At 34.6% G+C, this 23338-nt stretch carries 26 protein-coding genes; 10 read left to right on the top strand and 16 right to left on the bottom strand.

Annotation, left to right across the window (positions count from 1 at the left end; genetic code table 11):
* Nucleotides 1-72: 72 nt before the first annotated feature.
* Both LA20249_RS08990 and LA20249_RS08985 read right to left on the bottom strand, forming a co-directional pair.
* Nucleotides 73-768, bottom strand: a complete 696-nt coding sequence (locus tag LA20249_RS08990; RefSeq protein ID WP_057738923.1) for a hypothetical protein — start codon at nucleotides 766-768, stop codon at nucleotides 73-75.
* Nucleotides 759-1124, bottom strand: coding sequence for a DUF389 domain-containing protein (locus LA20249_RS08985; protein WP_057738925.1), 366 nt, complete (start codon nucleotides 1122-1124; stop codon nucleotides 759-761). Before LA20249_RS08985 ends, LA20249_RS08990 begins: the two co-directional genes overlap by 10 nt.
* A gap of 124 nt (nucleotides 1125-1248) precedes the next feature.
* Between LA20249_RS08985 and LA20249_RS08980 the strand changes: the two genes are divergently transcribed.
* Both LA20249_RS08980 and LA20249_RS08975 read left to right on the top strand, forming a co-directional pair.
* Complete coding sequence (locus tag LA20249_RS08980) at nucleotides 1249-1569, top strand: PadR family transcriptional regulator (protein WP_057738927.1); 321 nt, start codon at nucleotides 1249-1251, stop codon at nucleotides 1567-1569.
* A gap of 10 nt (nucleotides 1570-1579) precedes the next feature.
* Complete coding sequence (locus LA20249_RS08975; protein WP_057738929.1) at nucleotides 1580-2389, top strand: hypothetical protein; 810 nt, start codon at nucleotides 1580-1582, stop codon at nucleotides 2387-2389.
* A 63-nt stretch (nucleotides 2390-2452) separates the two neighbouring features.
* On the opposite strand, the gene LA20249_RS08970 is transcribed toward LA20249_RS08975, so the two are convergent.
* The 3 genes from LA20249_RS08970 to LA20249_RS08960 all read right to left on the bottom strand — a co-directional run bounded on the left by LA20249_RS08970 (nucleotide 2453) and on the right by LA20249_RS08960 (nucleotide 5181).
* Nucleotides 2453-3343 (bottom strand): serine hydrolase, encoded by an 891-nt coding sequence (locus LA20249_RS08970; protein WP_083477922.1) that lies wholly within the window; start codon nucleotides 3341-3343, stop codon nucleotides 2453-2455.
* A gap of 222 nt (nucleotides 3344-3565) precedes the next feature.
* On the bottom strand, nucleotides 3566-4192 hold the full coding sequence (locus LA20249_RS08965; RefSeq protein ID WP_057738933.1) for a DUF47 domain-containing protein: 627 nt from the start codon (nucleotides 4190-4192) through the stop codon (nucleotides 3566-3568).
* 11 nt (nucleotides 4193-4203) lie between these two features.
* On the bottom strand, nucleotides 4204-5181 hold the full coding sequence (locus LA20249_RS08960) for an inorganic phosphate transporter (protein WP_101836922.1): 978 nt from the start codon (nucleotides 5179-5181) through the stop codon (nucleotides 4204-4206).
* 281 nt (nucleotides 5182-5462) lie between these two features.
* Between LA20249_RS08960 and LA20249_RS08955 the strand changes: the two genes are divergently transcribed.
* Together LA20249_RS08955 and LA20249_RS08950 are read left to right on the top strand one after the other, a co-directional pair.
* Nucleotides 5463-6281: a Cof-type HAD-IIB family hydrolase gene (locus LA20249_RS08955; protein WP_057738937.1), complete on the top strand. Its 819-nt coding sequence runs from the start codon at nucleotides 5463-5465 to the stop codon at nucleotides 6279-6281.
* 33 nt (nucleotides 6282-6314) lie between these two features.
* A complete protein-coding gene (locus tag LA20249_RS08950) occupies nucleotides 6315-7094 on the top strand; it encodes a Cof-type HAD-IIB family hydrolase (RefSeq protein WP_057738939.1) in 780 nt (259 codons plus the stop codon).
* A gap of 102 nt (nucleotides 7095-7196) precedes the next feature.
* Here the strand turns inward: LA20249_RS08950 and LA20249_RS08945 are convergent, their stop codons facing one another.
* Complete coding sequence (locus tag LA20249_RS08945; RefSeq protein WP_199488138.1) at nucleotides 7197-8171, bottom strand: SIR2 family NAD-dependent protein deacylase; 975 nt, start codon at nucleotides 8169-8171, stop codon at nucleotides 7197-7199.
* A gap of 2 nt (nucleotides 8172-8173) precedes the next feature.
* Nucleotides 8174-8857, bottom strand: coding sequence for an SIR2 family NAD-dependent protein deacylase (locus tag LA20249_RS08940; protein ID WP_057738941.1), 684 nt, complete (start codon nucleotides 8855-8857; stop codon nucleotides 8174-8176).
* Nucleotides 8858-9016: 159 nt separating this feature from the next.
* On the opposite strand from LA20249_RS08940, the gene LA20249_RS08935 reads away from it, so the two are divergent.
* On the top strand, nucleotides 9017-9604 hold the full coding sequence (locus LA20249_RS08935; RefSeq protein ID WP_057738943.1) for a TetR/AcrR family transcriptional regulator: 588 nt from the start codon (nucleotides 9017-9019) through the stop codon (nucleotides 9602-9604).
* A gap of 70 nt (nucleotides 9605-9674) precedes the next feature.
* On the opposite strand, the gene LA20249_RS08930 is transcribed toward LA20249_RS08935, so the two are convergent.
* From LA20249_RS08930 to coaA, 7 genes are all read right to left on the bottom strand, one after another.
* Nucleotides 9675-9911: a DUF6290 family protein gene (locus tag LA20249_RS08930; RefSeq protein ID WP_057738944.1), complete on the bottom strand. Its 237-nt coding sequence runs from the start codon at nucleotides 9909-9911 to the stop codon at nucleotides 9675-9677.
* A gap of 58 nt (nucleotides 9912-9969) precedes the next feature.
* Nucleotides 9970-11061, bottom strand: coding sequence for a HigA family addiction module antitoxin (locus tag LA20249_RS08925; RefSeq protein ID WP_057738964.1), 1092 nt, complete (start codon nucleotides 11059-11061; stop codon nucleotides 9970-9972).
* Nucleotides 11051-11389 carry a type II toxin-antitoxin system RelE/ParE family toxin gene (locus LA20249_RS08920; protein WP_057738946.1) on the bottom strand — a complete coding sequence of 113 codons (339 nt, stop codon included), beginning with the start codon at nucleotides 11387-11389 and terminating at the stop codon, nucleotides 11051-11053. Before LA20249_RS08920 ends, LA20249_RS08925 begins: the two co-directional genes overlap by 11 nt.
* Before the next feature lie 118 nt (nucleotides 11390-11507).
* A complete protein-coding gene (locus LA20249_RS08915) occupies nucleotides 11508-12125 on the bottom strand; it encodes a PASTA domain-containing protein (RefSeq protein WP_057738949.1) in 618 nt (205 codons plus the stop codon).
* 718 nt (nucleotides 12126-12843) lie between these two features.
* Nucleotides 12844-13473 carry an Ltp family lipoprotein gene (locus tag LA20249_RS08910; RefSeq protein WP_101836895.1) on the bottom strand — a complete coding sequence of 210 codons (630 nt, stop codon included), beginning with the start codon at nucleotides 13471-13473 and terminating at the stop codon, nucleotides 12844-12846.
* 273 nt (nucleotides 13474-13746) lie between these two features.
* Nucleotides 13747-15297: a glutamine-hydrolyzing GMP synthase gene (gene guaA / locus LA20249_RS08905; RefSeq protein ID WP_057738951.1), complete on the bottom strand. Its 1551-nt coding sequence runs from the start codon at nucleotides 15295-15297 to the stop codon at nucleotides 13747-13749.
* 73 nt (nucleotides 15298-15370) lie between these two features.
* Nucleotides 15371-16297 (bottom strand): type I pantothenate kinase, encoded by a 927-nt coding sequence (gene coaA, locus LA20249_RS08900; RefSeq protein WP_057738953.1) that lies wholly within the window; start codon nucleotides 16295-16297, stop codon nucleotides 15371-15373.
* A gap of 93 nt (nucleotides 16298-16390) precedes the next feature.
* On the opposite strand from coaA, the gene LA20249_RS08895 reads away from it, so the two are divergent.
* Nucleotides 16391-16972 carry an SGNH/GDSL hydrolase family protein gene (locus LA20249_RS08895; protein ID WP_083477923.1) on the top strand — a complete coding sequence of 194 codons (582 nt, stop codon included), beginning with the start codon at nucleotides 16391-16393 and terminating at the stop codon, nucleotides 16970-16972.
* Between the two features lie 11 nt (nucleotides 16973-16983).
* Nucleotides 16984-17619 (top strand): GPP34 family phosphoprotein, encoded by a 636-nt coding sequence (locus LA20249_RS08890; RefSeq protein WP_057738957.1) that lies wholly within the window; start codon nucleotides 16984-16986, stop codon nucleotides 17617-17619.
* 68 nt (nucleotides 17620-17687) lie between these two features.
* On the opposite strand, the gene LA20249_RS08885 is transcribed toward LA20249_RS08890, so the two are convergent.
* The gene (locus tag LA20249_RS08885) at nucleotides 17688-18686 is read right to left on the bottom strand and encodes a tRNA dihydrouridine synthase (RefSeq protein ID WP_057738959.1); all 999 of its coding nucleotides are present in this window, start codon (nucleotides 18684-18686) and stop codon (nucleotides 17688-17690) included.
* A 152-nt stretch (nucleotides 18687-18838) separates the two neighbouring features.
* Here LA20249_RS08885 and LA20249_RS08880 point away from each other — a divergent pair, with 152 nt between their 5' ends.
* The 3 genes from LA20249_RS08880 (at nucleotide 18839) to LA20249_RS08870 (ending at nucleotide 20827) form a co-directional block, all read left to right on the top strand.
* Entirely contained in the window at nucleotides 18839-19078 is a 240-nt protein-coding gene (locus LA20249_RS08880; RefSeq protein ID WP_057738961.1) for a hypothetical protein, read from the top strand.
* Nucleotides 19079-19397: 319 nt separating this feature from the next.
* Nucleotides 19398-19931 carry a helix-turn-helix domain-containing protein gene (locus LA20249_RS08875; protein WP_101836851.1) on the top strand — a complete coding sequence of 178 codons (534 nt, stop codon included), beginning with the start codon at nucleotides 19398-19400 and terminating at the stop codon, nucleotides 19929-19931.
* Entirely contained in the window at nucleotides 19883-20827 is a 945-nt protein-coding gene (locus LA20249_RS08870) for an IS3 family transposase (RefSeq protein ID WP_335583114.1), read from the top strand. The genes LA20249_RS08875 and LA20249_RS08870 overlap by 49 nt, the downstream gene beginning before the upstream one ends.
* Before the next feature lie 163 nt (nucleotides 20828-20990).
* Here the strand turns inward: LA20249_RS08870 and helD are convergent, their stop codons facing one another.
* The gene (gene helD, locus LA20249_RS08865; protein ID WP_057737973.1) at nucleotides 20991-23303 is read right to left on the bottom strand and encodes an RNA polymerase recycling motor HelD; all 2313 of its coding nucleotides are present in this window, start codon (nucleotides 23301-23303) and stop codon (nucleotides 20991-20993) included.
* Nucleotides 23304-23338: the final 35 nt, after the last annotated feature.

The following is a 23338-nucleotide window of genomic DNA, read 5'->3' as shown; positions in this document are numbered from 1 at the left end:
GTAACTATTCTCAGTTACTCTGTATCCAAAGGGCTCTAGGTGTGGTCACCTAGGGCTTTTTTGTTTGCCCTTTTATTCCTCAGTGAAGTGAACTGTTGCATCAATATCTAATTTCTTAGCTAAATTCTCTGTATACTTCTTAATTTCTGCTTGTTGCGCCTCATTATCCTTATTTAATTTAATCAGGACAAGTGCCTGTTTATTCTTGCTCTTATCGACCAATTGTCCAACATAAACTTTGGTAATAGCGTCTGGATATTTCTTATTTAATTGTTGCTCCAACTTCAGAAGATTCTTATCACTACTATCAGTAGTACTACTTTGTACATTGTCAGATTTTTCTTGATCGACATACTTCTTGAAGGCATTGACGCTTAAATAATTACCCTTCGAAAGCTGTTGAAATTGAAGTTTATAATCGCCTAATTGATAATCAGGCAATTTATCATCTAGTTTATTTATTTCCGAATTACTTAAATTACTGCCGATAACCGTTAACTTAATCTTTCCAGAGGCAATCTCTTTATTAACCACATAAAGACTTGGCAATTCATTATCAATGAAACTCGTCAATTGCGTCTGATTGTAAGTCTGTTTGACCAATGTCGAAGCTGAAATCAAACTTGGTATCGTGATGACAATTGCTGCCGCGATAATCAAAATTTGATTTTTCAAAGGTATCGCTTTGGTTCGTTTCTTCTTAAAGTTGAAGATGAAGGTACCCAACATCGTTGCCAATGCAATGAAAAAAGTATTGATCAAGAACAAATAGCCGGCTGCGTTCGAGCAATAATCTGATCACTAGCGTCCTTAATCGGCGATAGAGAAAAGTAGATCGTGGCCGCAACTAAAGCAACCACAACCTCAATAATATAAAGTGTAGCTGCTTTACGAATCAATTTGGTGTCACGAATTCCAAACCCATAACCCATCCCAATAATTGGATCCATTATTGGTGAAATCAGCATTGCCCCAATGATCACAGCTACTGAATCCATATTTAAACCGACACAGGCAATAATCGTGGCGCAAAATAGTACCGCAAAATTCAGCCAACTTAGCCCCAATCCTTGGCGAACATGTCGATCAATTATTTCTGATTTAAGTAATTCCTCATTATCCATCCTTATTCCTCACAACAAATTAATAAGTCTATTTTATAACTTCTTAGTAAAACTTTCCTGCTACTAGGCTTTACAAACTAGTATATATCCAGTAATATGTATTACATATTAGTGAGGTTAAAAAATGAATAATTCTCAATTGCTCAAAGGAACCCTTGAAGGTTGCGTTTTAATTGTCATTGCCGATGGCGAAGTCTATGGATATGAACTCGTTCAAAAATTAAATCAACTCGGTTTTACCAATTTAATTGGCGGTACCGTTTATCCACTTTTACAAAAATTAGAAAAAAACGGTGATTTGAAGAGTCAACGCAAACCATCATCAGAAGGACCTTCTCGTAAATATTACTCATTGACGGATCAAGGTAAAGAGAAAAAAAAGAAGTTTATCGTCCAATGGCATTCATTAGAACAGATTGTCAACCAAATCATTGCAGGAAAATAAGGTGGAATAAATGACTAAGACACAAGAATTGATTGCAGCCAATAATAAATTACGTAAACAATTAAACACTGACAACGCTAAATATTATGATAAATTGTTAATTTACATTCGAACTTCTAGTTTAATCTATGATGATTTTGAAGTAGAAAATAAATTGTTGGAAATTCTCCAAGATATCATTGACGCACAAACTAATAGTCAAAATGCCATTGATTATTTTGGACAAGAACCGATAGCAATTGCTGATGAATTGATAACAAATTTTACCAAAATCAGTTGGTCAAAAAGATACAAATTTTTCGGAACACTTTTTGCAATCAGTGTTCTTTGGACATTGATTACTCAATTAAGTGGACAATCTAAACAATTGAATCTAGTACCCTTTTTGTTAAATGGCCTAGCCTTGATAGTCTTTATCACAGGAATATTTTGGTTCATTCACCAAACAACCTATTGGAAAATTCTGGACAACAAAATTCTAAACTTTCTGTTTATGTGGCTATTTATGTTTCTAGTCATCGGAATTTTTGTAGGAATTCAATTTGTCACCCCTACTTTATTTAGCATTCCAGTTACCGATTCTCTAATAGTTGCTGTTAACAGTTTAATTTTGGTACTAGGACTACTAATGTTAACGAAGAAATCTTGGCGGACATTGACGATTGCTATTTTACCAATGATAACTGTCATTACAGTTTCCAACGTTCTAAAAGTTTTATTAGGAACTGAAATTTTAACCTTAACCACTATTTTAGTAGTATTCTCAGTAATCTGGTTCTTTGGATTCTTCTTTTATCATTTAAGAAAGATTGAAAATTAATCCAAAAAATCCTGTATTAATTGATAAACTTCAATTAATACAGGATTTTATTATGTTTAATCATTATTTAGAATAATCCACCAATTTAGTTCCGGCGTCAGATCCATAAACAATTTTTTGGACATTCTTTGTGATTTCAGCAATCCGTGAAAAACCACTGAGTCCGCTTTGATTGTGGCCATTTGTCATAACAACCAGAATATACTTTTCCCCATTTGGCAACGTAACGATTCCGGCGTCATTATTAGTATCATTTAGGAAACCGACCTTATCTTGAACCGTTGTACCACTCTTAGCAGCACTCGCTCCGGCAGGAATACCCGTACGATAAATTTGTTGACCCATCAACTTCAAGATTTTAATTCGATCAGACTTGTTTTGAAAAGCGCCAGTCCCAGCATCAAGCTCCTCTAACAGAAGTTGCAAACTGTAACTAGTAGTTTGAGCGGCTTGCCCATCACGAAAGACCGACGGATACCATCCCTGATTTTTGACAAATTGACTGATAGCGTCAGCCCCATAATTATCAAGCTGAGCTTCAGAGAAATCATTCTCACTATTAACAATCATTTTCGAGAAACTATCCCAGTTAGTGTCACTCCAACTGAAATTGCCGTTAAGCTTTTGATTCATCAGATAAGCGGCTATATACAACTTATAAGTGCTGGCCGCCGTATTCACGGTCGAAGCATTCGATTCAACCTCTAAAGCACCCTTTTGATAAAGCTTAGCATACTTACTATTAGCAGCACTGCTACCATCAACCGCACCCAAACTATAAAAACTAACACTAGCTGTTTTGTCCTTGGTGACACTGTTCAAGTAATTAGTAAGATTAGCTTTAATAATCTTGTGCTTGTGTTTAATGGTCTGATTAGTCTTGATATTCTCTATTCCAGTTGAAGCATAGGAATTATTGAAAAAGTAGCTTAAACCAACGGCAAAGGCACACACTACTAGAAAAATTGTTATATATCTTTTACGTCTTCTTCTCTTGACTCTTATGAGATTACCTCTTTCATTTTTTACAAATTAAGTAACTCAATTATACGAGCTGTTTGAGAAAATAACTTATACGTTTTCTTTACATCTTTTTTACATTGTTGCAATGCTTTTACTGATTGTTTCCGTAATTTAGTTTTGATAGGTTTTACATTATCTGCTCCTTATTCCTAATTAACTGTTCTTAATAACTAGGCCACCCATAACATCAGCGCAATCTTCACAGGAATCGAGGACCTTCTCAAACCCACCATAAATCTTCTGCCATCTAATAATCGTGATTGGATCGTTTTCTTCTTCACTAAAAAGTTTGCGCAAATGTTTGGTATACAATTCATCACCCAAAGATTCAATTCGATTAGTGTTATCAATATTTTGGACTAGTGTTTTAGAATTTTTAAAATGAGAAAACTCTGCAACGGACTGTTGTACTGCCGCAATTGCTTCATTGATTAAGTCCATAAACTTATCCGTTTCAGGTCGCATTTCTTGAATATTTAAATAGTAAAATTCATAGGTCAAACCATTGATACCATCAATAATGTTGTCGAGCTTATCCACTAATTGGACAATATCCTCTCGATCAATTGGTGTAATAAAGGCAACGTACAATTCATTCATCGTCTTCTTTACATCCTCATCGCCATCAGTTTCAATATCGTTGATCTGTTGACACTTTTCTGAAAATTGGTCTGGATCATAATTTTCGATAATTTCGGTCAAAACTTTACTAGCTTTCAAAGCATCATCAGCTAAGTGTTGCATTGCTTTAAAGAAATCAAACTTCTTTTTTCGAATCATTTCAATTCCTCCTAAAAAATTATCATGAATAATTTTGCCATAAAATAAGCAATCAATCCGCAACCTGGAAAAGTTAATACCCAGGCCAAAATCATATCTCTAACAATGCTCCAATCCACAGATGAGACTCTCCTGGCAGCTCCAGCACCCATGATTGCCGTTGTTTTAGTATGTGTCGTAGAAACGGGAATGCCAAATATTGAACAGAAAAATAAAGTTATTGCCGCACCTAAGTCAGCTGAGAAACCTTGATACTTTTCTAATTTAGCCATATCCATCCCAACTGATTTAATAATCTTCCTACCACCGACAGAAGTTCCCACTCCCATCGTAACTGAGCACAAGATCATTACCCAAATAGGAATGTCAAACCCATTGCCCGTTTTCTCAACTAAATTATTGTAGTAGAGCGTCAACATGAATACTCCCATAAACTTCTGACCATCTTGCGCACCATGTAAAAAGGCCATTGCCATGGCACTGAAGGCTTGTCCGACTGTAAATAATTTATTGGCAAAGATTCGATTGACTCCTTGGAAAATAAAAATAATCAACTTAGTGATTAAATAGCCGGCACCCAATCCGCAGACAGTCGAAACTAACAATCCTATCAAGACTTTCCACCATTCGGCAGCATTGACAGCTTGCAATCCCCCCAAAGCCATTGCCGCACCAGTTAATCCCGCAATCAAAGCGTGCGATTCACTCGTCGGAATCCCAAACCACCAAGCCAAAACAGCCCAGCTAACAATTGCAAACAAAGCAGCAGCTAAAGCGATTTGACTGGAATTACCCGCGCCGTCGAAACTAACGATATTACTGATAGTCTCTGCAACTTGAGCATTAAAAAAAGTCATCACTAAAGCTCCAAAAAAGTTCATTGCCACAGCCATACCAATTGCCACATTCGGTCTCAATACCCGTGTAGAAACAGCAGTAGCAATGGCGTTTGGGGCATCGGTCCAGCCGTTAACGAAGATAACCCCCATGACAAGTACGATGGTTACGATCAAAGCAATATTCAAAATGTCCCCCACCTTTAATTAAGCAATTTTGATAATTTGTTCACTATCTATTTTTATGATAGCGCATTCATTCGACGCTGTCTTTAAGAAATTTATCTTTACTTGTCAAGATAATGTCAATACTGCCTTTCAAAATAACGGTATTTAATATCACACCCAAATACACATATGGTATAATCAACTGAGATTTTTAGTAAGCGTTTTATAGCTTTTATACTAATAAAAATACGAATGGAGAGATGAGAATGAATAATAATCCTTATAACATTAAATTGGTTGCCGTCGACATTGATGGTACCTTTATGCGTAGCGATTATACGTATGATGTTCCCAGATTTAAACAAGTTTTGGCTCGAATGAGAGAAGCCGGCTGTGGATTCGTCGTAGCTAGTGGGAATCAATATTACCAATTACGTTCTCATTTCCCTGATTATTATAATGAACTAAGTTTTGTTGCCGAAAATGGAGCCCTCGTAAAGGATAAGGAAGAAACAGTTTTTTCAGCAAATATTTCTAGAGAAGCTATTTTGAAAACTCTTAGTCTATGTAAAAAGTATCCTGAGATTAAAAATGTGATGTGTGGCTTACGTAGTGCTTATTGTGAAAGAGGAACCGTGAGTGATGATTTCTTTGAATTAACCAATAAATATTACCCTAGATTGCAGTGGGTTGATGACCTTGCCCAAGTCGACGATTCTATTTTAAAATTTGCTCCCACCGTTCCCGTAGAAAAGACCGACTATTATACTGAATTATTTAAAGATCAATTAAAGGGATTGCTCGTTCCAACCGGAAGTGGTCATGGATCAATAGATTTAATAGTTCCGGGTTGTCATAAAGCTTCTGGTTTAAAAAGATTGGTCAAACGTTGGAATATTACTTCAGAACAATGTGTCGCCTTTGGCGATGGAAATAATGATATCGAAATGTTGAAATATAGTGGCAGAGGATATGCCATGGATAACGCTTCTAAAGAAGTAAAGGACATTGCAGATTATATCTGTCCGTCAAATAATGACGATGGCGTATTGGTAACATTGGATAAATTATTCCCAACCCAATAACTTTTAAAATTACGATTAGAGAAAGTGAAGTCTATGAACAATAAAAAAATCATCTTTTTTGATATCGATGGAACTTTAATCGACATGAAAAAAAAACAGATTTCAAAGAAAACCTTAGAAACACTCAGACGATTAAAAAAACAGAATATTATTATCTGCATCGCAACTGGTCGTAGTCCAATTGCCTTGCCTCATTTTGAAAATTTGACTTTCGATACTTTTCTAACCTTCAATGGGTCGTATTGTTTTAATCAAACTGAGAGTATTTATAAAAACCCAATTCCCACAAAAGACGTCGAACAAATTGTTAAAAATGGTAAGAAATTAGGTCGTCCAGTGGCAATTGCGACGAGTGATAACATTATTACAAATGGAACGGACAATGATTTGGCCGAATACTTCTCATTTGCTAATCAAGAAGTTGTTATTTCAGAAGATTTTGATCGGACAATTGAAAATACGGATATTTTCCAATTAATGATGGGTGCTCGCAAAAACGATTATGAAAAAATAATACAAAATACCGCAGCTTCTAAAATAACCGCTTGGTGGGACCGCGCCATTGATATTATTCCCACAAGTAGTGGCAAAGGAACTGGTATTGCTAAAATCCTAAATTATTATGGACTGGATAAATCACAAGCTATGGCATTTGGCGATGGAAATAATGACATTGAAATGTTAAATGCTGTTGGTTACGGTTTAGCCATGGGTAATGCTTCGAATGAAGTGAAAGAAATAGCTGATGAAGTGATTGGCGATGTGACTGAAGATGGAATTTATCATTACTGCTTGGCTAATGGTTTGATTTAATCTATAAAAAGAGCATGCTTTGAATTTACAAAGCATGCTCTTTAACTATCCTTTATCACCAAAGATATTTGAAGTTATTTCATCATGAACCCTTCGATAAAACTACTTATTCATTTCCACTAAAACATCATCCAAAGCTTGGGCAATATCTCCTTTAATAGCTTGTCCCTTATCTTCAATTTCTTCTGGTAAGAATTGAAAATCACGATTAATCATAACATCGTAAGCTCCATCAAGACTGCCCGTCAAAGCCCAGAATGGCTCTTGGATAAACATTGGCGTCACTCTACCCACACCCAATTCGATAAATAATAACTTGTCATCATGTAGATGAGCCAAAATATCATCAGAAACCTTTTGATATTCTTGATGATATCTTTTTTCTTCCAAGAAATTTCCAAATCCTCTAGTCCAAGGAAATGCCTCAGCACCACAGTTTTGACATCTAGGAATCATTTCAGTAGGAATCTTAGTCCCATCTCCCATAGCCTTGACCATCTCTTCGACAGGTTTTACAGCATCCCAAACTTCATCATTGCATGAGTTTGAACATTGAAAAAATCGATGATCTCCCTGAATTTGAGAAACACGATCCTCAGAAAAAGCCTTGACTCCCTGAGTATCCTGATTAGTCGTCAAGAAGTAGTAATCTTTGCCTTTTAGGATCTTTTGTAAATCTCGATAAGGCTTTTGAATCTCAGCATGTTGTGTCGTGTAAAGAAAAGTTGCTAAATATCCCCAATATTCTTCACGAGTCGGGAAAGGATAAGACCAACCTGCAGCAGCACCTTTGAAGCCATATTTCTTTGCAAATTTACCAAATAGTTTTCTAAATGAATCATTATCCTTATAATAAAAGTCTCCACCACCAGCGGCTGACAATCCTGAGGCTCCACCAATAACGATATGGTCTGCCTCCTTAATTTTGTCGGCCAAAATCTTAATTTGTTCCTTATATGGCAAGGCGGGCTTCTCAGTCAATTTGACTGGAGTCTTCCCACTAGCGTAAACGTTATAATATTGTGAAAAATTCATCTGTGTCTTCATTACTAATTGTTCATAAAATGTTGTGTCCACTTTTAATCTTCTTTCAATAAATTATTTAAAGTTTCTTTAATATCGCCAGCCAGCTGAATTGATTGATTTTCTATTTCTGGAATTACTTTAATCTCATTCGGTAAATTCAAAGTAATATAAGACCAGTTAGGGTGACTCGCAACCAATTGCATCATTGGCTCCTTAATCATTTGATTATGTGAACCGATACCAAGTTCTAATTGTACTAATTTCTTGTCTTTATTACTTTTAGTAAAATCTTGGCAACGTTGCTGTTGCTGAATCCAAGCTTCGCTTTTCATATTCATTCCATCAAGGTTACCCTCAACTTCCCAAATATTTTTAGGATTAAATTCATTCAATTGAAAGTGGGTATCAGCATTGGAAGTAACAATAAAATAGTCTTTATCCGCAACCAATTTTTTTACATCTTGAAAGACATCACTTGGTTGATAATCATCAATTAAATACTGATGTATTTTTTTCATAAAAATATCATGTTCAGTTTGTGGCAATTCTGCATACACTCCCTGAACCAAATTGCTAATTCCATAGAGGGCTTTAAATTCATTGAAGTAAGCCCGAAAGTTCTTGTCGTCTGCAAAAATATTGTATCCTTCAGCAATCGACAATCCATTACTAGCTGTAATTAAGATTGCATCACTGTTGGAGAGCAATTCTTTAGCTTTTTTTATTTCTGGATTCATTTTTCCTCCTCAAAATCATCAACATATTGTATAATCTGATACATAGTGTATCGAATAGTTCTTAATGTATCTAACTTTTCAAACAAAGTTAAGTACACTTTTCGCTTATCACTACTTTTATAGACGATTTAAGTAATCTGTTAAGGAGTATATGCAAAAATGGATAATCGTAAAACTGATCGAAGAACAATTTATACAATTAATGTTATTAAAGATGCCTTTTTAGAATTAATTGATAAAGAGCCTTATTCGAAAATAAATGTTGCCAAACTGTGTCGAAAAGCTGAAATAACTCGCTCTACTTTTTATTTACACTTTGATAATTTGACCGACGTCTTAAATGTAGTTCTAGATGATGCCCTACTTTTTACAAATGAATCTGATGAGATTCCAACAATTGAAAAAAAGCCGGCATTAAATTCTTTTGAAGAAAATGAATCGCTCATACCAGCTTGTCAAAGAGTTGCCGACTCCCCCAAATATCGCAATCTATTGATGGATCCTAGTTTGAATGACTACATCATTGGACGAATTATTGCTCATGAGAAACCAAAAGTAATACCCGCCATCCAAAAACGGACCGGTTTTAGCAAATCAGAAGCCGAAGCACTTTTTGTTTATTCCATTCACGGATCATTTGCAATTAATAAAAAGCATCATTTCGTAAAAGATAAATCTTGGTATCACGAATTACAGTTACTTAATCAATTTACAAGTGCTGGATATGACATTTTTAAAGGAGCATAAAAAAGCATCTCTGAATTTAATCAGGGATGCTTTTTTGAAATATTTTATAAATTTAAAAATAACCAATGATCTACTGGTCGTCTAATCCTAATTCTTTAAGAGAATCATGCCAGTTCTTAGTTTTAAAGTCATCTTTTTTCCATGATTGATAAGAAGAATCAGCAGCTTGTATATCAATCCAATCTTCAAGTTCTTTAGCAACAGCTTGTTTAATAAATTCTTCTTCACTAAGATTGTGTTTCTCTATGTATTTTTGTAATAATATATCTGTTTTATTATCAAAATGGATAGAAATTTCCTTTGCCATGACAGATTCCCCCATGATTGATTTCGGTTTATTTTATCAATTAAAACTACGCCAAGTATTAAACATCAGTTGACCTAACAATATTATAACTAGTTTTTAAATCATTGAATTCACTGTAATCAATATACTTATCGCGTTGCAATCTACCTACAACAATACTTGGATCTATTTTTAATTCCTTAGCAAAATGTTGAATTGATTCTCTATCATATTCATTTTTATTTATAAAATTAGAGTATAAATCTTCGGGTATAAAGAAATTTGCAGCAAATTGATCAGCTTTTCTTTCCTTCTGCAAATACTTCTCATCATCTTTATAATCTGAATAAAAATCATTGAGATAAATATGTCCCAATTCATGGATTAAAGAGAACCAGAAAATATCTGACCTTTTATTTCTATCAGTTATTAAAAGCATCACACTACCATTTTTAAATCTTTTAGTTGCACCATTTAAATTGGCATTCTTTAGATTAGGCAATCCGACGAGTACGATTCCACAATCTAACAACAGCCTTTTTATCTCAGGATAAAATATCCTAGGGGATTCTAAAGACATTTTCCTTATTCTTGGTAGAATCTTCTCTAATTTTACCTTTGTATATTTATTATCAGTTACATTTCGTGCTTCATTCATGGCTAACTCTAGCATTACATTAGAGTTAACAATCGATTTCTCTGAAAAGCCTCTAGTATTTCGATAACTAACTACGGAATTAAATTCAGATAGATTAGATAAATCTGAAATATTTAATACTTGCCTTAATTCAACAATTTTTTCTTCATTCGAATATTTTTTATCTTCAACAAAGTGATTTCTCTTTAAATATCCAAAATCAATTAATTTACAGATACTTTTCTCTTCATCCTCATTTTGTTTATCTTTTATTTCCATTGATTTAATATCATATTCTTTTTGCAAATTAATCCATGTATTTATTGATATTCCAGTAAGTTTTGCCAATTTATTAGCGATATCATTGCTAATATTATCTTCACCATTTATTATTTTGCTGATTGTTTTCGCAGATATCCCTAGCCGATCAGCAAATTCTTGTTGTGTGATATTTAGTTCATTGACAATATCCTCAATATACGAACCTGGATGAAATGCAATTAAATCTTTATATATTTTTTCCTTATTCATAATGTTTACTGACCTCCTCAATCTGTATTGAAACAATCAAAATAGCTTCTTCAAATAGATTGTCACTAGTCAAACTGCCAAATGAGACAATTAATCTGTAAGAACTTCTTCTACCATCTATATCTAAAGAATATAGACCATCCTTATTTCCTTTTAAACTGTGAAAATGATACACAGGATTATTAATTAATGACTTTAAATTTTCGGCAGCATTAATAAAATTGACTAACTTTAATAATTTCTTTGCAACTTTCTCTGGAAGGTTCTTTTTGGCTTCCCTTAAACTTTCACACTGTTTCTCCACTTTCCTGTTTTTGTAGGAAATTTCCATTTCGTCCTCCAGTTTGTTGCATGAAATTACCTAAAAGGTAATTTAATTATAATAACTTCAAATATTTATGTCAACAAACTATTATTTTCCCACTTGAAAGCTAAATATATTAATAAAATCAACCTTCCATATCAGATTTTTCGGATGGCTCAACATCCGTAGTTTTACTTTTCTTTGAATGCTTAGAATGAGGAATTAATTTTTTCGGTGCTTTCAGAATGCCCTTAGCTCCAGTCATTGTTCCATGACCAATTTTATTAACAAAACCTTTGGCAGACTCTTTTCGTGACTTCTTTAATTCAATATAATTTTTCAAAATATCTTGGCTTTGTTCCAGAGTTGTAGCGTCAAGATAATAAATTTTTACAAAACTGCCTTTTTTCAAAACAGTCTTAGGTTTGGGGAATGTCTTAATAACTGTATCAACCTTAGAAGCAGCTAACTTAATGTCAGGTGCGACAGTTAAAAATGCATATCTAATATTCATCGAATCAAATAACTCCCTAGTTTGATCCAAATTCAGCCCGCTGATATCTGGAAGTTTAATATCATCAAGATGGCGTTTATTACGTTCATCTAACTGGTGATTAGCCACCTCAGCCGTGGAGTTGATCACATTGCCTGCAATATCTAAGGTCTTGTTTAAAGTTTTTCCCAATTTTGAAATTCCTTTAGAATCCGTTAACTTATCCACCGTCTTAATAAGTTTATCCAATTTACCTTCTTTAGCTGACATGAGATTTCTCCTTTCACTACTATTAGGATTTATTGTAACAAAAAGAGCTGATTATCCATATAAAATGGCAATCAGCTCTTAATTTAAATAGATTTTTTACTTTTCTTTGGTAGCGAGAATGACCATTGCCCGATACTCAAATTCGACAAAGTAATAATATCATAGTTATTGAACGTAGGATCTATAAAGAATTGGAAAAATCCAACGTATATTTTTCAAAGTTGTCTTCCAAAAATCATGATTTATTTTTAGTGCATTTATAAGTATCGAATAGTATACAAAACGAAAAAATTAATATCAATAAATAATACATAAAATGAAACTTAATTATTATCAAAAAAATCATAATAAATATCATCATTGATATGAGTATATTTTTTACATTAAACAGTTGAGCTTTTAAATGGTACATTGTCAAAGAGACTGAAAAGGTCGCCACTATAATTAAAGAAATAAAATCGAGTAAAACTTTATACAAGTGAATATTCATTTTTGACCTCATATTGATTTAATGCTTTTTATTTTAACAAGTCCATGTAAAAGTTACGTGAATTTAGAGTAAAGATTTATTTACATTCATTACTTGCTTTTATTAAATCATTATTCACATCCTTGACCCCAGTTAGCCTTTATATATAAATGGATACAATTTTACAATATAAGAAGAACCCAAACATCAACTGATTGGTTAATCCCTCATGAAATGAGAATCAAGTTATTACTTATTCAAATTACTGATTGCATAGTTAGCTTCTTCTGGTGTAAATTTTTCTCCATACTCTGAAGTTAATTGGTCTCTGATTGCCTCCGGAGACATAGATTGGTCTTCTTGATATGATTTAGCTGTTTTTAAGGCATTTTCATTCCAATCAATTTTAATATTATTCATGGCATATTGGGTAGCTTCCTTGGAGAATTTTTCCCCATACTCCGAAGTTAATTGTTCATATACTCCCTGCTTAGACATATTCATATCTGTTGCATAGGACTCTGCAGTTGTTAGAGCTGATGTATATTCCATTGGTACTGTCTGATAATCAGATTCCATTGAAAAACTTAAATCTTCATCTGTGCTTTCAGAATCATCATCATTAGATTCTTGATCCTCACTTTCTTCTTGAGAATCATCTATTGATTCTGATTTCTCTGATTCCTCGGTATCTTTTTCTTCAGATTTTTCTTTCTTCATTTTTTCAGAGTTTTTTTTCTTAGTTGTATCTGTTTTCTTCGAGCTTGATGTATCAACCTTTTCCTTACTTTCAGAACTAGTTTGAGTAGAGCAACCTACTAATCCAACTAAAAGTATTAAGCCCAAAATGGCTCTCAATAATTTCTTAAATATTCTCATAAACACGTTTTCCTCTTTTCTATTTATGGTAGAGGAAATATAATTTCAATAAATCATAAAATTCTACCTGAGAATATTTTATCTAGCCTAATTGGTATATTCCATTTCATTTTGATATAACTATTTATTTTTTTATCAATTGGGTTTGGAATATACTTTTCTGTTTAAAACAAATAAGCCAAGGTAATCAAAATACGATTATCTTGGCTTATTTGTTTTAATACTCGAAAACTGACCATATTATGTCCAGTTCTCATATTTTTCTACGGAATTTTATTCCCACTCAATTGTTGCGGGCGGCTTAGAAGTAATGTCATAGACTACGCGGTTGACATGGTCTACTTCGTTTACGATTCTAACTGAGATCTTTTGAAGTACATCCCATGGAATCTTAGCGAAGTCAGCTGTCATACCGTCGATTGATGTAACGGCACGAATTCCGATTGTATAATCATATGTTCTGCCATCACCCATGACACCGACTGAACGAATACCTGGCAAGACTGTGAAGTATTGCCAAATTTTTTCGTCTAGACCGTTTTTAGCGATTTCATCACGAAGAACCCAATCACTATCACGAACGATTTGTAATTTTTCTTCGGTAACTTCACCGATAACACGAATTCCAAGTCCTGGACCTGGGAATGGTTGACGCCATACTAATTCGTGTGGCATACCTAATTTTTCACCTAACTCACGGGTTTCATCCTTGAACAAAGTACGTAATGGTTCGATTAACTTAAAGTGCATGTCTTCTGGAAGTCCACCAACATTGTGGTGAGATTTAATTGTTTGAGCAGTACTTGTACCACTTTCGATAACATCAGTATAAAGTGTACCTTGAGCCAAGAAGTCGATTCCATCAAGCTTTTGAGCTTCATCATTGAACACTTGGATAAATTCGTTACCAATAATCTTACGTTTCTTTTCAGGATCAGTTACTCCAGCAAGTTTGTCGAGGAAACGTTTTTGAGCATCAACTTTAATGATGTTCAAACCAAACTTACCCTTCAAACTATCCATAACTTGATCAGCTTCATTCTTACGTAACAAGCCATGATCAACGAAGATACTTGTCAATTGTGTACCGATAGCTTTATGTAGCAATACACCAACAACAGAAGAATCGACCCCACCGGATAAACCAAGAAGAACTTTCTTGTCACCGACAGTTTCACGAATCTTTTGAATCTGTTGATCAATGAAATCATCCATTGACCAGTTAGACTTAGCTTCACAAACGTCAAATGCAAAGTGCTTCAAAATTTCTGAACCGAATTCAGTATTTCTAACTTCGGTATGGAATTGAACACCGTACATCTTACGTTTATCATCAGCAATTGATGAAATAGGTGCGTTCTTACTTGTAGCAACTACTTTGAATCCTTCAGGAGCTTCTTTAACGAGGTCACCATGACTCATCCAAACATATTGCTTTTCAGGTAAGTCCTTGAATAATGCAGCATCTTTATCAGTCACTGTAATATCGGCGTGACCGTATTCACGGTTGCTAGCTGATTCGACTTTACCACCGAGGTTATAAGACATCAATTGCATACCATAACAAATACCCAAGATAGGAATACCTAACTTGTAAATGTCTTGGTCGATTGAAAAGGCACCCTTATCGTAGACACTATCTGGTCCACCGGAAAGGATAATACCCTTAGGATTGATTTCTTTAACTTCTTTAGCAGTAATAGTATTTGGTAGTAATTCAGAGTATATCCCAATATCTCTGATTCTACGAGTAATCAATTGATTATATTGACTACCGTAATCTAGAACAATGATGCTATCAGCATCTGGCCATTGCTTGCTCAAATCAAATTCCCCCACTTTTTTTATTTATTCTATTGTATACGAAATTGCGTTCCATGTCATATATTGTGAGCGCTTAATATTTTCTAAGGTAAATTTTATTAATCTGATGGTCTTCTGACTTGTGCAAAATCAAGTCTGCGCGGTTCATTGTTGGCTTAATGTAATCACGCAAATTAGGATAGTTGATCGTATCCCAAACGTCATGAGCCATCTGCATAGCTTCAGATTTTGGAATCTGCGTAAATTGATAATAATAACTATTGTGATCATCTCTAGCTAAATCCAACAATGTTTCGAAACGTTTTAAAAACCACTCTTCGATATTTTCGACTTCTGCGTCAATATAGATAGAGAAGTCAAAGAAATCACTGACATAGATCTGTTCCTTATGGGGCAATTGTAAAACATTTATCCCTTCAACAATCAAAATATCAGGATTATCCAATTCTTCATACTTTCCCGGAATAATATCATAAATATTGTGGGAATATAGTGGATACTTAATTTTTCCACCTTTAGTTTTGACTTCGCCTAAAAATTCCAATAATTTCGACATATCATAAGTCTCAGGAAAGCCTTTTTTATCCATTAAATGACGTTCTTTTAGGATCTTACTAGGATACAAGAACCCATCAGTTGTCATTTGGGAAACTTTATATTGTGGATAAGCACGCTCTAGCATAATTTTTAATAATCTAGCGGTTGTACTCTTACCCACGGCTACAGAACCCGAGACTCCAATAATGAAGGGAACTTTTCTAGTTCCATTATTCAAAAATTCATTCTTCAACTTGGTTAATTTGCGATAATTCTTTAAGTATATATGTAATAGATGTCGAATTGGAGCGTAGATTGATTTCACATCAGCAATTGATATTTCATCGTCTAAAGACTTGATCTTACGCAATTCTCCATCGGTGATGGCTTGCTTCTTATACTCGCCATGAAAATTTTCCCATTCTTGTCTTGAGAACTCATCATAGTTAGCTAAACTCTGCATATTGTTAAACCTACCTAATATAGTAATTAACTTTTATTTATTTTCTGGTATTCTAGTATAGTATAGAACTTTTTTAAAAAAGGAAAATAATATATGAAAAGAATAGTATTATTTGGGGACTCGACTTTGATGGGATTTCGCAATGGCAAGCCTAGTGACACTTTAGCTAAGCGCATTCGCAAGGACTTTCAAGGTTACGAAGTCATTAATATGTCGATTGCCGACTACAAGACCAATAATGCTATGACACGGGTTGATCGGATCAAAAGATTGGATCCTAAAGTGATTATTTTAGGGTTTGGTGTCAATGATATCTCGATAGACGACGAAATCAAACCTGGAAAATTTGCGGCTAATCTAACCAATATTATTGAAACCTTGGGGAGTCAAAAAATCATCTTGCTCTCTCCTCCCTTTACGGATTGGCGCAAGGATAGTTCTAGACCATGGACACGTCAACTACAATTCGAATTAGTGACTGAACATTTGAGTAAGCAACTAGACGTATCGTATATTGACTTGCTACATAAAATGGCAAATACTAACAATCTTAACGAATTGTTGCAGGCAGACGGTTTGCACTTTACCAAACAAGGTTATAATCTTTTAGAAGACGAATTAATACCAGAAATTAAAGCCACACTGGCTAATCAAAACGAGTTGGTGTCAAATTGAAGGAGCACTTTATGGATTTAAATATTCCTCAAAAATATTTTATTTTATCGTGTAATGAAAAAGGTAGTATCCGAATCTTTAAGAATACCAGACGTCGTGCCTATTTAGCTGAAAGTTCATTTTTTGATTTAGCTTTAAACGATATCATCGATCTAACCGATAATAGTGTCATCATTAATAAGGTTTTGCCCGACGACAAAACATATCTCAACGAGTTTTTCCAAATTATCAATAAGAATCAAGGTAAAAGTGTCACGCATGTTTTGCGAGCTATGGCTACGAATGAAAAGATCACTCGAATCATCTACAACGAAATCGGTGACTCACTAGTCAACAAAGTTGATGTAACTAAAGCTGTAACTGGATTGGTTTTTAAAACGAACAATTATTTGCCTAATCGCAGTGTTAAACGAGAATTAGTTACCAACTTGCGTAAGGAAATTTTAACTTCTAATAAAATCTCGCCAGAATCATTTGCTCTATTAGCCACGCTCTATGGTAATCACGATCTGAAAACGTACTTCTCACAATTCGAACAGAAACAATTAAAAGACAAGATTGCTCTTTATCAAAAAGATCCTACTTATGATAAATTGTTTGAACTGTCGAAACGTTTGAATCGTGTCACTCTAACTTTATTGAGTTAATCATACGAAGATTTGCGCATTACGACAATAGACCAAAGTAATCAATTACGATTACTTTGGTCTATTTTTTAGTATCCATTATTTTCAATCTTATCAATAACTTTACGTGCATCATCGGTAGTCTTAGTTTGCATCAAGTCATTTCTAATCTCAGCAGCATGCTTCATTCCACGAACATAGATCTTAAAGAATCTTTGCAATGGTGCAAAGTGTCCAGGAATGCCCTTGGCTACGAATTCATCATACAAATCAAGTTGATAACGCAACAAACTCAAAAGTTCAGTACTTGAATGTTGTTGTGGCTCTTTTTCAAAGGCGAAAGGATTGGAGAAAATTCCCCTGCCAATCATAATGCCATCTACACCGGGATGTTCTTGGGCTAATTTGATTCCTTCTTGATAATTCATAATATCGCCGTTAATTTGTAAAAGCGTATCTGGCGCAATCTCATCACGCATTTTAATTAAATCATCAATTAATTCATAATGTGCTGGAACCCTACTCATTTCTTCTTTAGTTCTAACATGGACTGTTAAAACTGGAATTTTTTGTTCTAGCAAGAAAGGAATCCAATCTTTATATTCGTCTATTTCACTAAAGCCTAAGCGAGTCTTAACACTGACTGGTAATCCTGCTTTTTGAGCACCTTCGATTACTTCTTTAGCTGTATCAAAATGGCGGATTAAATCACTTCCACTATGATTTTTTATAACAGCAATATCAGGACAACCAGTATTGATATCAATTGCCTCGTAGCCCTGCTTCTTAACTTCTACAGCTGCTTTAGCAAAGTCTTCACCAGAGTTACCCCAGAGTTGAACGATTGGCTTAGGGCTCTCTTTAGGATCAATATATAAACGTCCCTTCGTAGCCTCCTTAGCTAAAGGGTGCGTGATGGCTAAAGCATTCGTAAATTCAGTATAGAAAACATCCGGTGACGCTGCTTTCATAACGACACGACGAAATACTGAACCAGTGACAGCTTCCATTGGTGCCAAACTAAAAAATGGACGCTGTTCTTTTTTAGCTTTTTCTGCAATGCGATTCCAGTAAGTGGACTGGGACACATTCTCATCTCCAATCAAAATTAATTACAATACCCTAAACTATATCTATTTTATCAGGTCAAGTGCAAGCTTTTAACTTATCATTCCGCAAAAATGTTATAATGAAAGCGTTACCAAAGAGGGCTATTATTTCCATTGAGGAGGAAAAAACCATGAAACTCAAAGAAAACATTGCAGAGAAAATTACAAGATTAACTATCACTTATATTTTCGTTTTCGTGGCGGTATTCTTGGGATTATTTGCGCTATACTTCCACATTACAACAGACATGTCGACCACTTGGCTAGTCCAATTATTGTTTGTTGATCTACTATTATTGATGTCAGCTATTTTAAAGCCGTTAGTTGATATAACTATCGAATTTTTTAAAGATATTTTGAAGAACTCATGAATTGAAATTGGTATAAGTATGCCGTCGTCCACAAAATCCCTGTGATTGGCTGGAACATAACCGACACGATTTTGAGCTTTTGCATAGTTCGCAAAATCTCAAAACTCGGTCTTATTCTAAGCAACAAGTTGCTAAGAATAATTTGGCTATTGAGCCATCACAGGGATTTTGCTCCCGACTGAATTTCTTTTTCTATTCAGATAGATTTAGACATATAATTTTTGAATAACAGCACTATTTATTAAAAAAATACCCTGATAGAATAAAGTGCTTCATAATTGTTAGACAAGAAATCTAACAGTTATGGAGCGCTTTTTATATGGTTAAATACAGTTCAAAATTAAAGGCAGAGGTTGTTGGTGAATACCTCCAAGGTAGAACCAGCATGCAAAGTCTCTCAGAGAAACATAATTTACCTAAACGGCAAGTCAGTTTCTGGATTCAAAAATATCGCTTAAGCGGCGTAGACTCGCTTAAGCGAAAAAAAACTAAACGGAGCTTTTCAGCTGAATTTAAAATTGATGTGATAAACTACTATCAAACTCATGATGAAACTTTAGCTGAAGTATCCGCCAGATTTGATGTTAACAAGTGTCAGATTAGTTCCTGGAGAACGGCATTCAATAAACATGGCATAGAAGCCTTGAAGTCTCATCCGAAAGGCAGAAAATCCAAAGTGAAAAATGATAAAAAGAAATTACGTCATTTAATAAACAAGAATGAATTAGATCAACTTCGCGAGGAACTCGCAAAGAAGAATCAAGAATTATATGACACAAAGTTGGAGAATGATATTTTAAAAAAATCAATGACCCTGTTCGGAACTTCAAAGGACGCAAAAAAACACAAATAGTTGATCAGATCAGGGTAGAACAAGAGTCTCTTCCAAAAGCAGAACGGTATAAGATAGGCGATATTCTTAAGGCCATTGGACTTAAAAAGGCCACTTACCATGATGAGCGTAAACATATCAAAAATCATGTAGATAAGTACAAAGATATAAAAACTGAAATATTAAAAATTACTGAAAGTGGAAAATGTCGTGGACGCCTAACCTACGGTTATCGTCGCGTACAAGAAGGATTAATTAAACTAGATATTCACATAGCAGATGCCGTAGCTCGTCGCTTGATGAATGAGTTAAATGTTCAAGTAAATCTTTATAATCGTCATAAAAATGGAAAGTATTCCTCATATAAAGGAACTGTTGGAAAGGTCGCACACAACATTTTACATCAACAGTTTAATGAAACTGAGCCCTTTAAAGTCCTGCATACAGATGTCACACAAGTTCGTTTAAGGGATAACGAATGGGCTTATGTTTCCGCAATTACCGACGAGGCAAGCAAAGAAGTTCTAGCGTTCCAAGTAAGTAATAGTCCCAATAGTAAATTAATTATGGATACATTAAATGAATTAACGACAGTTATACCTAAAGGAAGCAACCCAGTGATACATTCAGATCAAGGCTGGCATTATCAACTAAATTATTATACTGATAGGCTTTCTGAAGATGGATTTATACAGAGCATGTCTCGCAAAGGAAATTGTCTCGACAATGCGCCAATCGAAAGTTTCTTTCATCTATTCAAAACAGAATGTCTCAATGGATTTCCACCTTGTAAAGATATGAAAGAATTTAGGAAACTTTCTAAGGAGTACGTCGATTGGTTTAACAATCGACGCATCTCAAGAAAAACAAAAGGCATGACTCCCCGCGAATACAGGGAACATGCCTTATCAGCTTAACAATATTCAATTTTGTCTAACTTTTGTGTTGCACTTTAGAATCCTATCAGGGTTTTATTATTTGTTTTTGAAATCATTACGCACCTGATTCACGTAACAGCGCAAACCACAGGGATTTTGTGGACGACGGCATACTTAAAGAAATTAGGAATTTAGCTATATCTTATTTTTCCCTCGTATAGAATTTCTCAGGTACTCGTTGCAATAACTGTGACAATTCTCCAATAGAAGCAATAGTCAACTTATGCATTGCCCGTGAAGCAATCGTATAAACTAATTGTTGCTCATCTTCATCAAACTTATCTTTAGAAGCATCCCACATAATTACAGCATCAAATTCTAATCCTTTAGCCAAGAATGATGGCAAAACAATTGTTCCTGTTGCCAATCTTTGATTTTCAGAACGAATCAAGGTTGATTTAACGCCTTTTTCTTCCAATAGCTCATGCAGATGATCGGCATCTTCCAAAGTTTTAGCGATAATAGCTGTCGTGAACTTACGCTTATCATTAACCTTCAATTGCGTCATCACTTGTTTAAGTGACTCAGACTCACTATCAGCCATAAACAAGTTAGGCAAATCGCCTTCTCGATTGAAGGGTTCGATCTTTTGTCCATTGGTCAAAATGGCTTTCGTAAAGTCAGTAATCTGTTTGGTTGAACGATACGAATGAACCAATTGAACCACTCTAGTTTCATCAGCTTCAAACAAACTCTGGGCTTCAGATAACAAGGTCTGACTATTCTTCTTAGTGAAGATGGACTGATTCAAATCACCCAACATCGTATATCTAGCCCGAGGGAATTTATATTTCATATAGGCTAATTGGAATGGTGTGTAATCTTGAATTTCATCAATGAAGACAAATTTCATATCCAGTTCACCATGTTTACCAGTTACCAAATCATATAGATAGAGATAAGGACTTAGGTTATTCATGGAAATTTGTTTACTATTGAATGACTTAACGAAATTGGTCGTGTACTCTTCCCACTGTTCTTTCGTAATGCCACGTTGCTCTAAATCAACAATTTTAGGAACAGCCTTCAAGAAATTCAAATAGTTCCCAGCCACGTTCAAGAAGCGCAAATGCTTGATGTACTTATAAACGCCTTGCATCGTCACTGCCACAATCTTACGGGCCAAAAACTTCTTCTCTTCGTCACCATTCTTAAACTCTTGATCAGCCGCATTATAAAGTGCTTGTAACTGCTCTTTGTCTAAGTTTTCAATTCGTTCAGACACCCAATTAGAACGCATCTCCGCACCCATTTTACGATGTAGCATCTTGATCAATCGATCGACCGTTGCGTCTAGGCGATTACCTAGATTATATTGGGGACCATAACTATAGTAGATTTCTTGAATTTTTTCCTTAGGGATGAATACTTTACCTTGGAATTTAATATTTTTAAAAGCCATGCCACTTTGATCAAGTAGCTTGCTGTAGTTAGTCAAAATATTGAAGAACTCAATATCGGAAACAAATTTACTAATATTTTTATTAGCTGTATCGACCACTGTTTCGAATTGTTGCGACAAACTTTCGACTGACAAGTTAGGCAACCGACGTGCCAAGAATTGTTTGTAAGTCATCTGGACCATATTTTGTTCACCCATTTCTGGAAGAACATCTTTGATATAGTCATTGAAAAGCGAATTAGGCGAAAACATGACAACTTGACTAGAGGTCAAAGTCCCACGGTATCTATATAGTAGATAGGCGATTCTTTGCAAAATTGCTGAAGTCTTACCAGAACCTGCTGCTCCTTGAACAAACAATAACTTAGAAGTAGTGTCTCGAATAATCTTGTTCTGTTCTTTTTGAATCGTCTTGACGATACCCTTCATATGAGTCGAAGACTTACCATCCAAAACTTCTAGTAACATCTGATCCCCAATTGTCTCTTGAGTATCAAAGTAAGCCTTGATCTTGCCATCTTCAACTAAGAATTGACGCTTCAAAAATAGATTAACTTCTTGTTCACCATCAGGAGTCATATAAGTGACTTTACCTAATTTTCCATCATAATAAATAGAAGAAATTGGAGCTCGCCAATCATAAACCAAAAAATGATCATTTTTATCAGTAAACGAGCTTAAACCGATGTAAACTGTCTCTTCCCTTGGTTCACCTTTTTCCTGAAAATCAAGTCGCGCAAAGAATGGATTCTTTTCTAGCTTCTTCAAAATTCCGTAACGTTGTTTAGACTGTTGCCAACTATTATTACGCTCATCCAACATCTGTTGTTGCTGGTGAATGGAAAGGGCAGCGTCCATTGAAATCGAATCGCCATCCATTCCTAAATGAATATCATCAAAAGCGTTATTGATAACTTTTAAATCCTCTTCGGCAACATTCATATGTTCTTGAAGTTGATCCTCAGACTTTTTAATCTTTTCAACCACATCATCGAGGTGTGCCTGTTCAATCTTCTTTTCATCTAGTTCATTGATTTTAGATTTATCTGTCATAGTAACCTCTTAAATTAAAGTTATATAATGTTACC

The sequence above is a fragment of the Companilactobacillus alimentarius DSM 20249 genome (assembly GCF_002849895.1).
In the GTDB taxonomy this organism is placed as follows: domain Bacteria; phylum Bacillota; class Bacilli; order Lactobacillales; family Lactobacillaceae; genus Companilactobacillus; species Companilactobacillus alimentarius.
Note: the sequence above shows the minus strand (reverse complement) of the source record. Positions and strands in the feature narration are given on the sequence as shown.

Coding starts and splice junctions, on each gene's coding strand:
- LA20249_RS08980 (WP_057738927.1), top strand. CDS start 1,249: ATGAATAATTCTCAATTGCTCAAAGGAACCCTTGAAGGTTGCGTTTTA.
- LA20249_RS08975 (WP_057738929.1), top strand. CDS start 1,580: ATGACTAAGACACAAGAATTGATTGCAGCCAATAATAAATTACGTAAA.
- LA20249_RS08940 (WP_057738941.1), bottom strand. CDS start 8,857: ATGAATCCAGAAATAAAAAAAGCTAAAGAATTGCTCTCCAACAGTGAT.
- LA20249_RS08960 (WP_101836922.1), bottom strand. CDS start 5,181: ATGGGGGTTATCTTCGTTAACGGCTGGACCGATGCCCCAAACGCCATT.
- LA20249_RS08915 (WP_057738949.1), bottom strand. CDS start 12,125: ATGTCAGCTAAAGAAGGTAAATTGGATAAACTTATTAAGACGGTGGAT.
- LA20249_RS08890 (WP_057738957.1), top strand. CDS start 16,984: ATGGATTTAAATATTCCTCAAAAATATTTTATTTTATCGTGTAATGAA.
- coaA (WP_057738953.1), bottom strand. CDS start 16,297: ATGCAGAGTTTAGCTAACTATGATGAGTTCTCAAGACAAGAATGGGAA.
- LA20249_RS08955 (WP_057738937.1), top strand. CDS start 5,463: ATGAATAATAATCCTTATAACATTAAATTGGTTGCCGTCGACATTGAT.
- LA20249_RS08985 (WP_057738925.1), bottom strand. CDS start 1,124: ATGGATAATGAGGAATTACTTAAATCAGAAATAATTGATCGACATGTT.
- LA20249_RS08935 (WP_057738943.1), top strand. CDS start 9,017: ATGGATAATCGTAAAACTGATCGAAGAACAATTTATACAATTAATGTT.
- LA20249_RS08910 (WP_101836895.1), bottom strand. CDS start 13,473: ATGAGAATATTTAAGAAATTATTGAGAGCCATTTTGGGCTTAATACTT.
- LA20249_RS08930 (WP_057738944.1), bottom strand. CDS start 9,911: ATGGCAAAGGAAATTTCTATCCATTTTGATAATAAAACAGATATATTA.
- helD (WP_057737973.1), bottom strand. CDS start 23,303: ATGACAGATAAATCTAAAATCAATGAACTAGATGAAAAGAAGATTGAA.
- LA20249_RS08950 (WP_057738939.1), top strand. CDS start 6,315: ATGAACAATAAAAAAATCATCTTTTTTGATATCGATGGAACTTTAATC.
- LA20249_RS08920 (WP_057738946.1), bottom strand. CDS start 11,389: ATGGAAATTTCCTACAAAAACAGGAAAGTGGAGAAACAGTGTGAAAGT.
- LA20249_RS08875 (WP_101836851.1), top strand. CDS start 19,398: ATGGTTAAATACAGTTCAAAATTAAAGGCAGAGGTTGTTGGTGAATAC.
- LA20249_RS08965 (WP_057738933.1), bottom strand. CDS start 4,192: ATGATTCGAAAAAAGAAGTTTGATTTCTTTAAAGCAATGCAACACTTA.
- LA20249_RS08880 (WP_057738961.1), top strand. CDS start 18,839: ATGAAACTCAAAGAAAACATTGCAGAGAAAATTACAAGATTAACTATC.
- LA20249_RS08895 (WP_083477923.1), top strand. CDS start 16,391: ATGAAAAGAATAGTATTATTTGGGGACTCGACTTTGATGGGATTTCGC.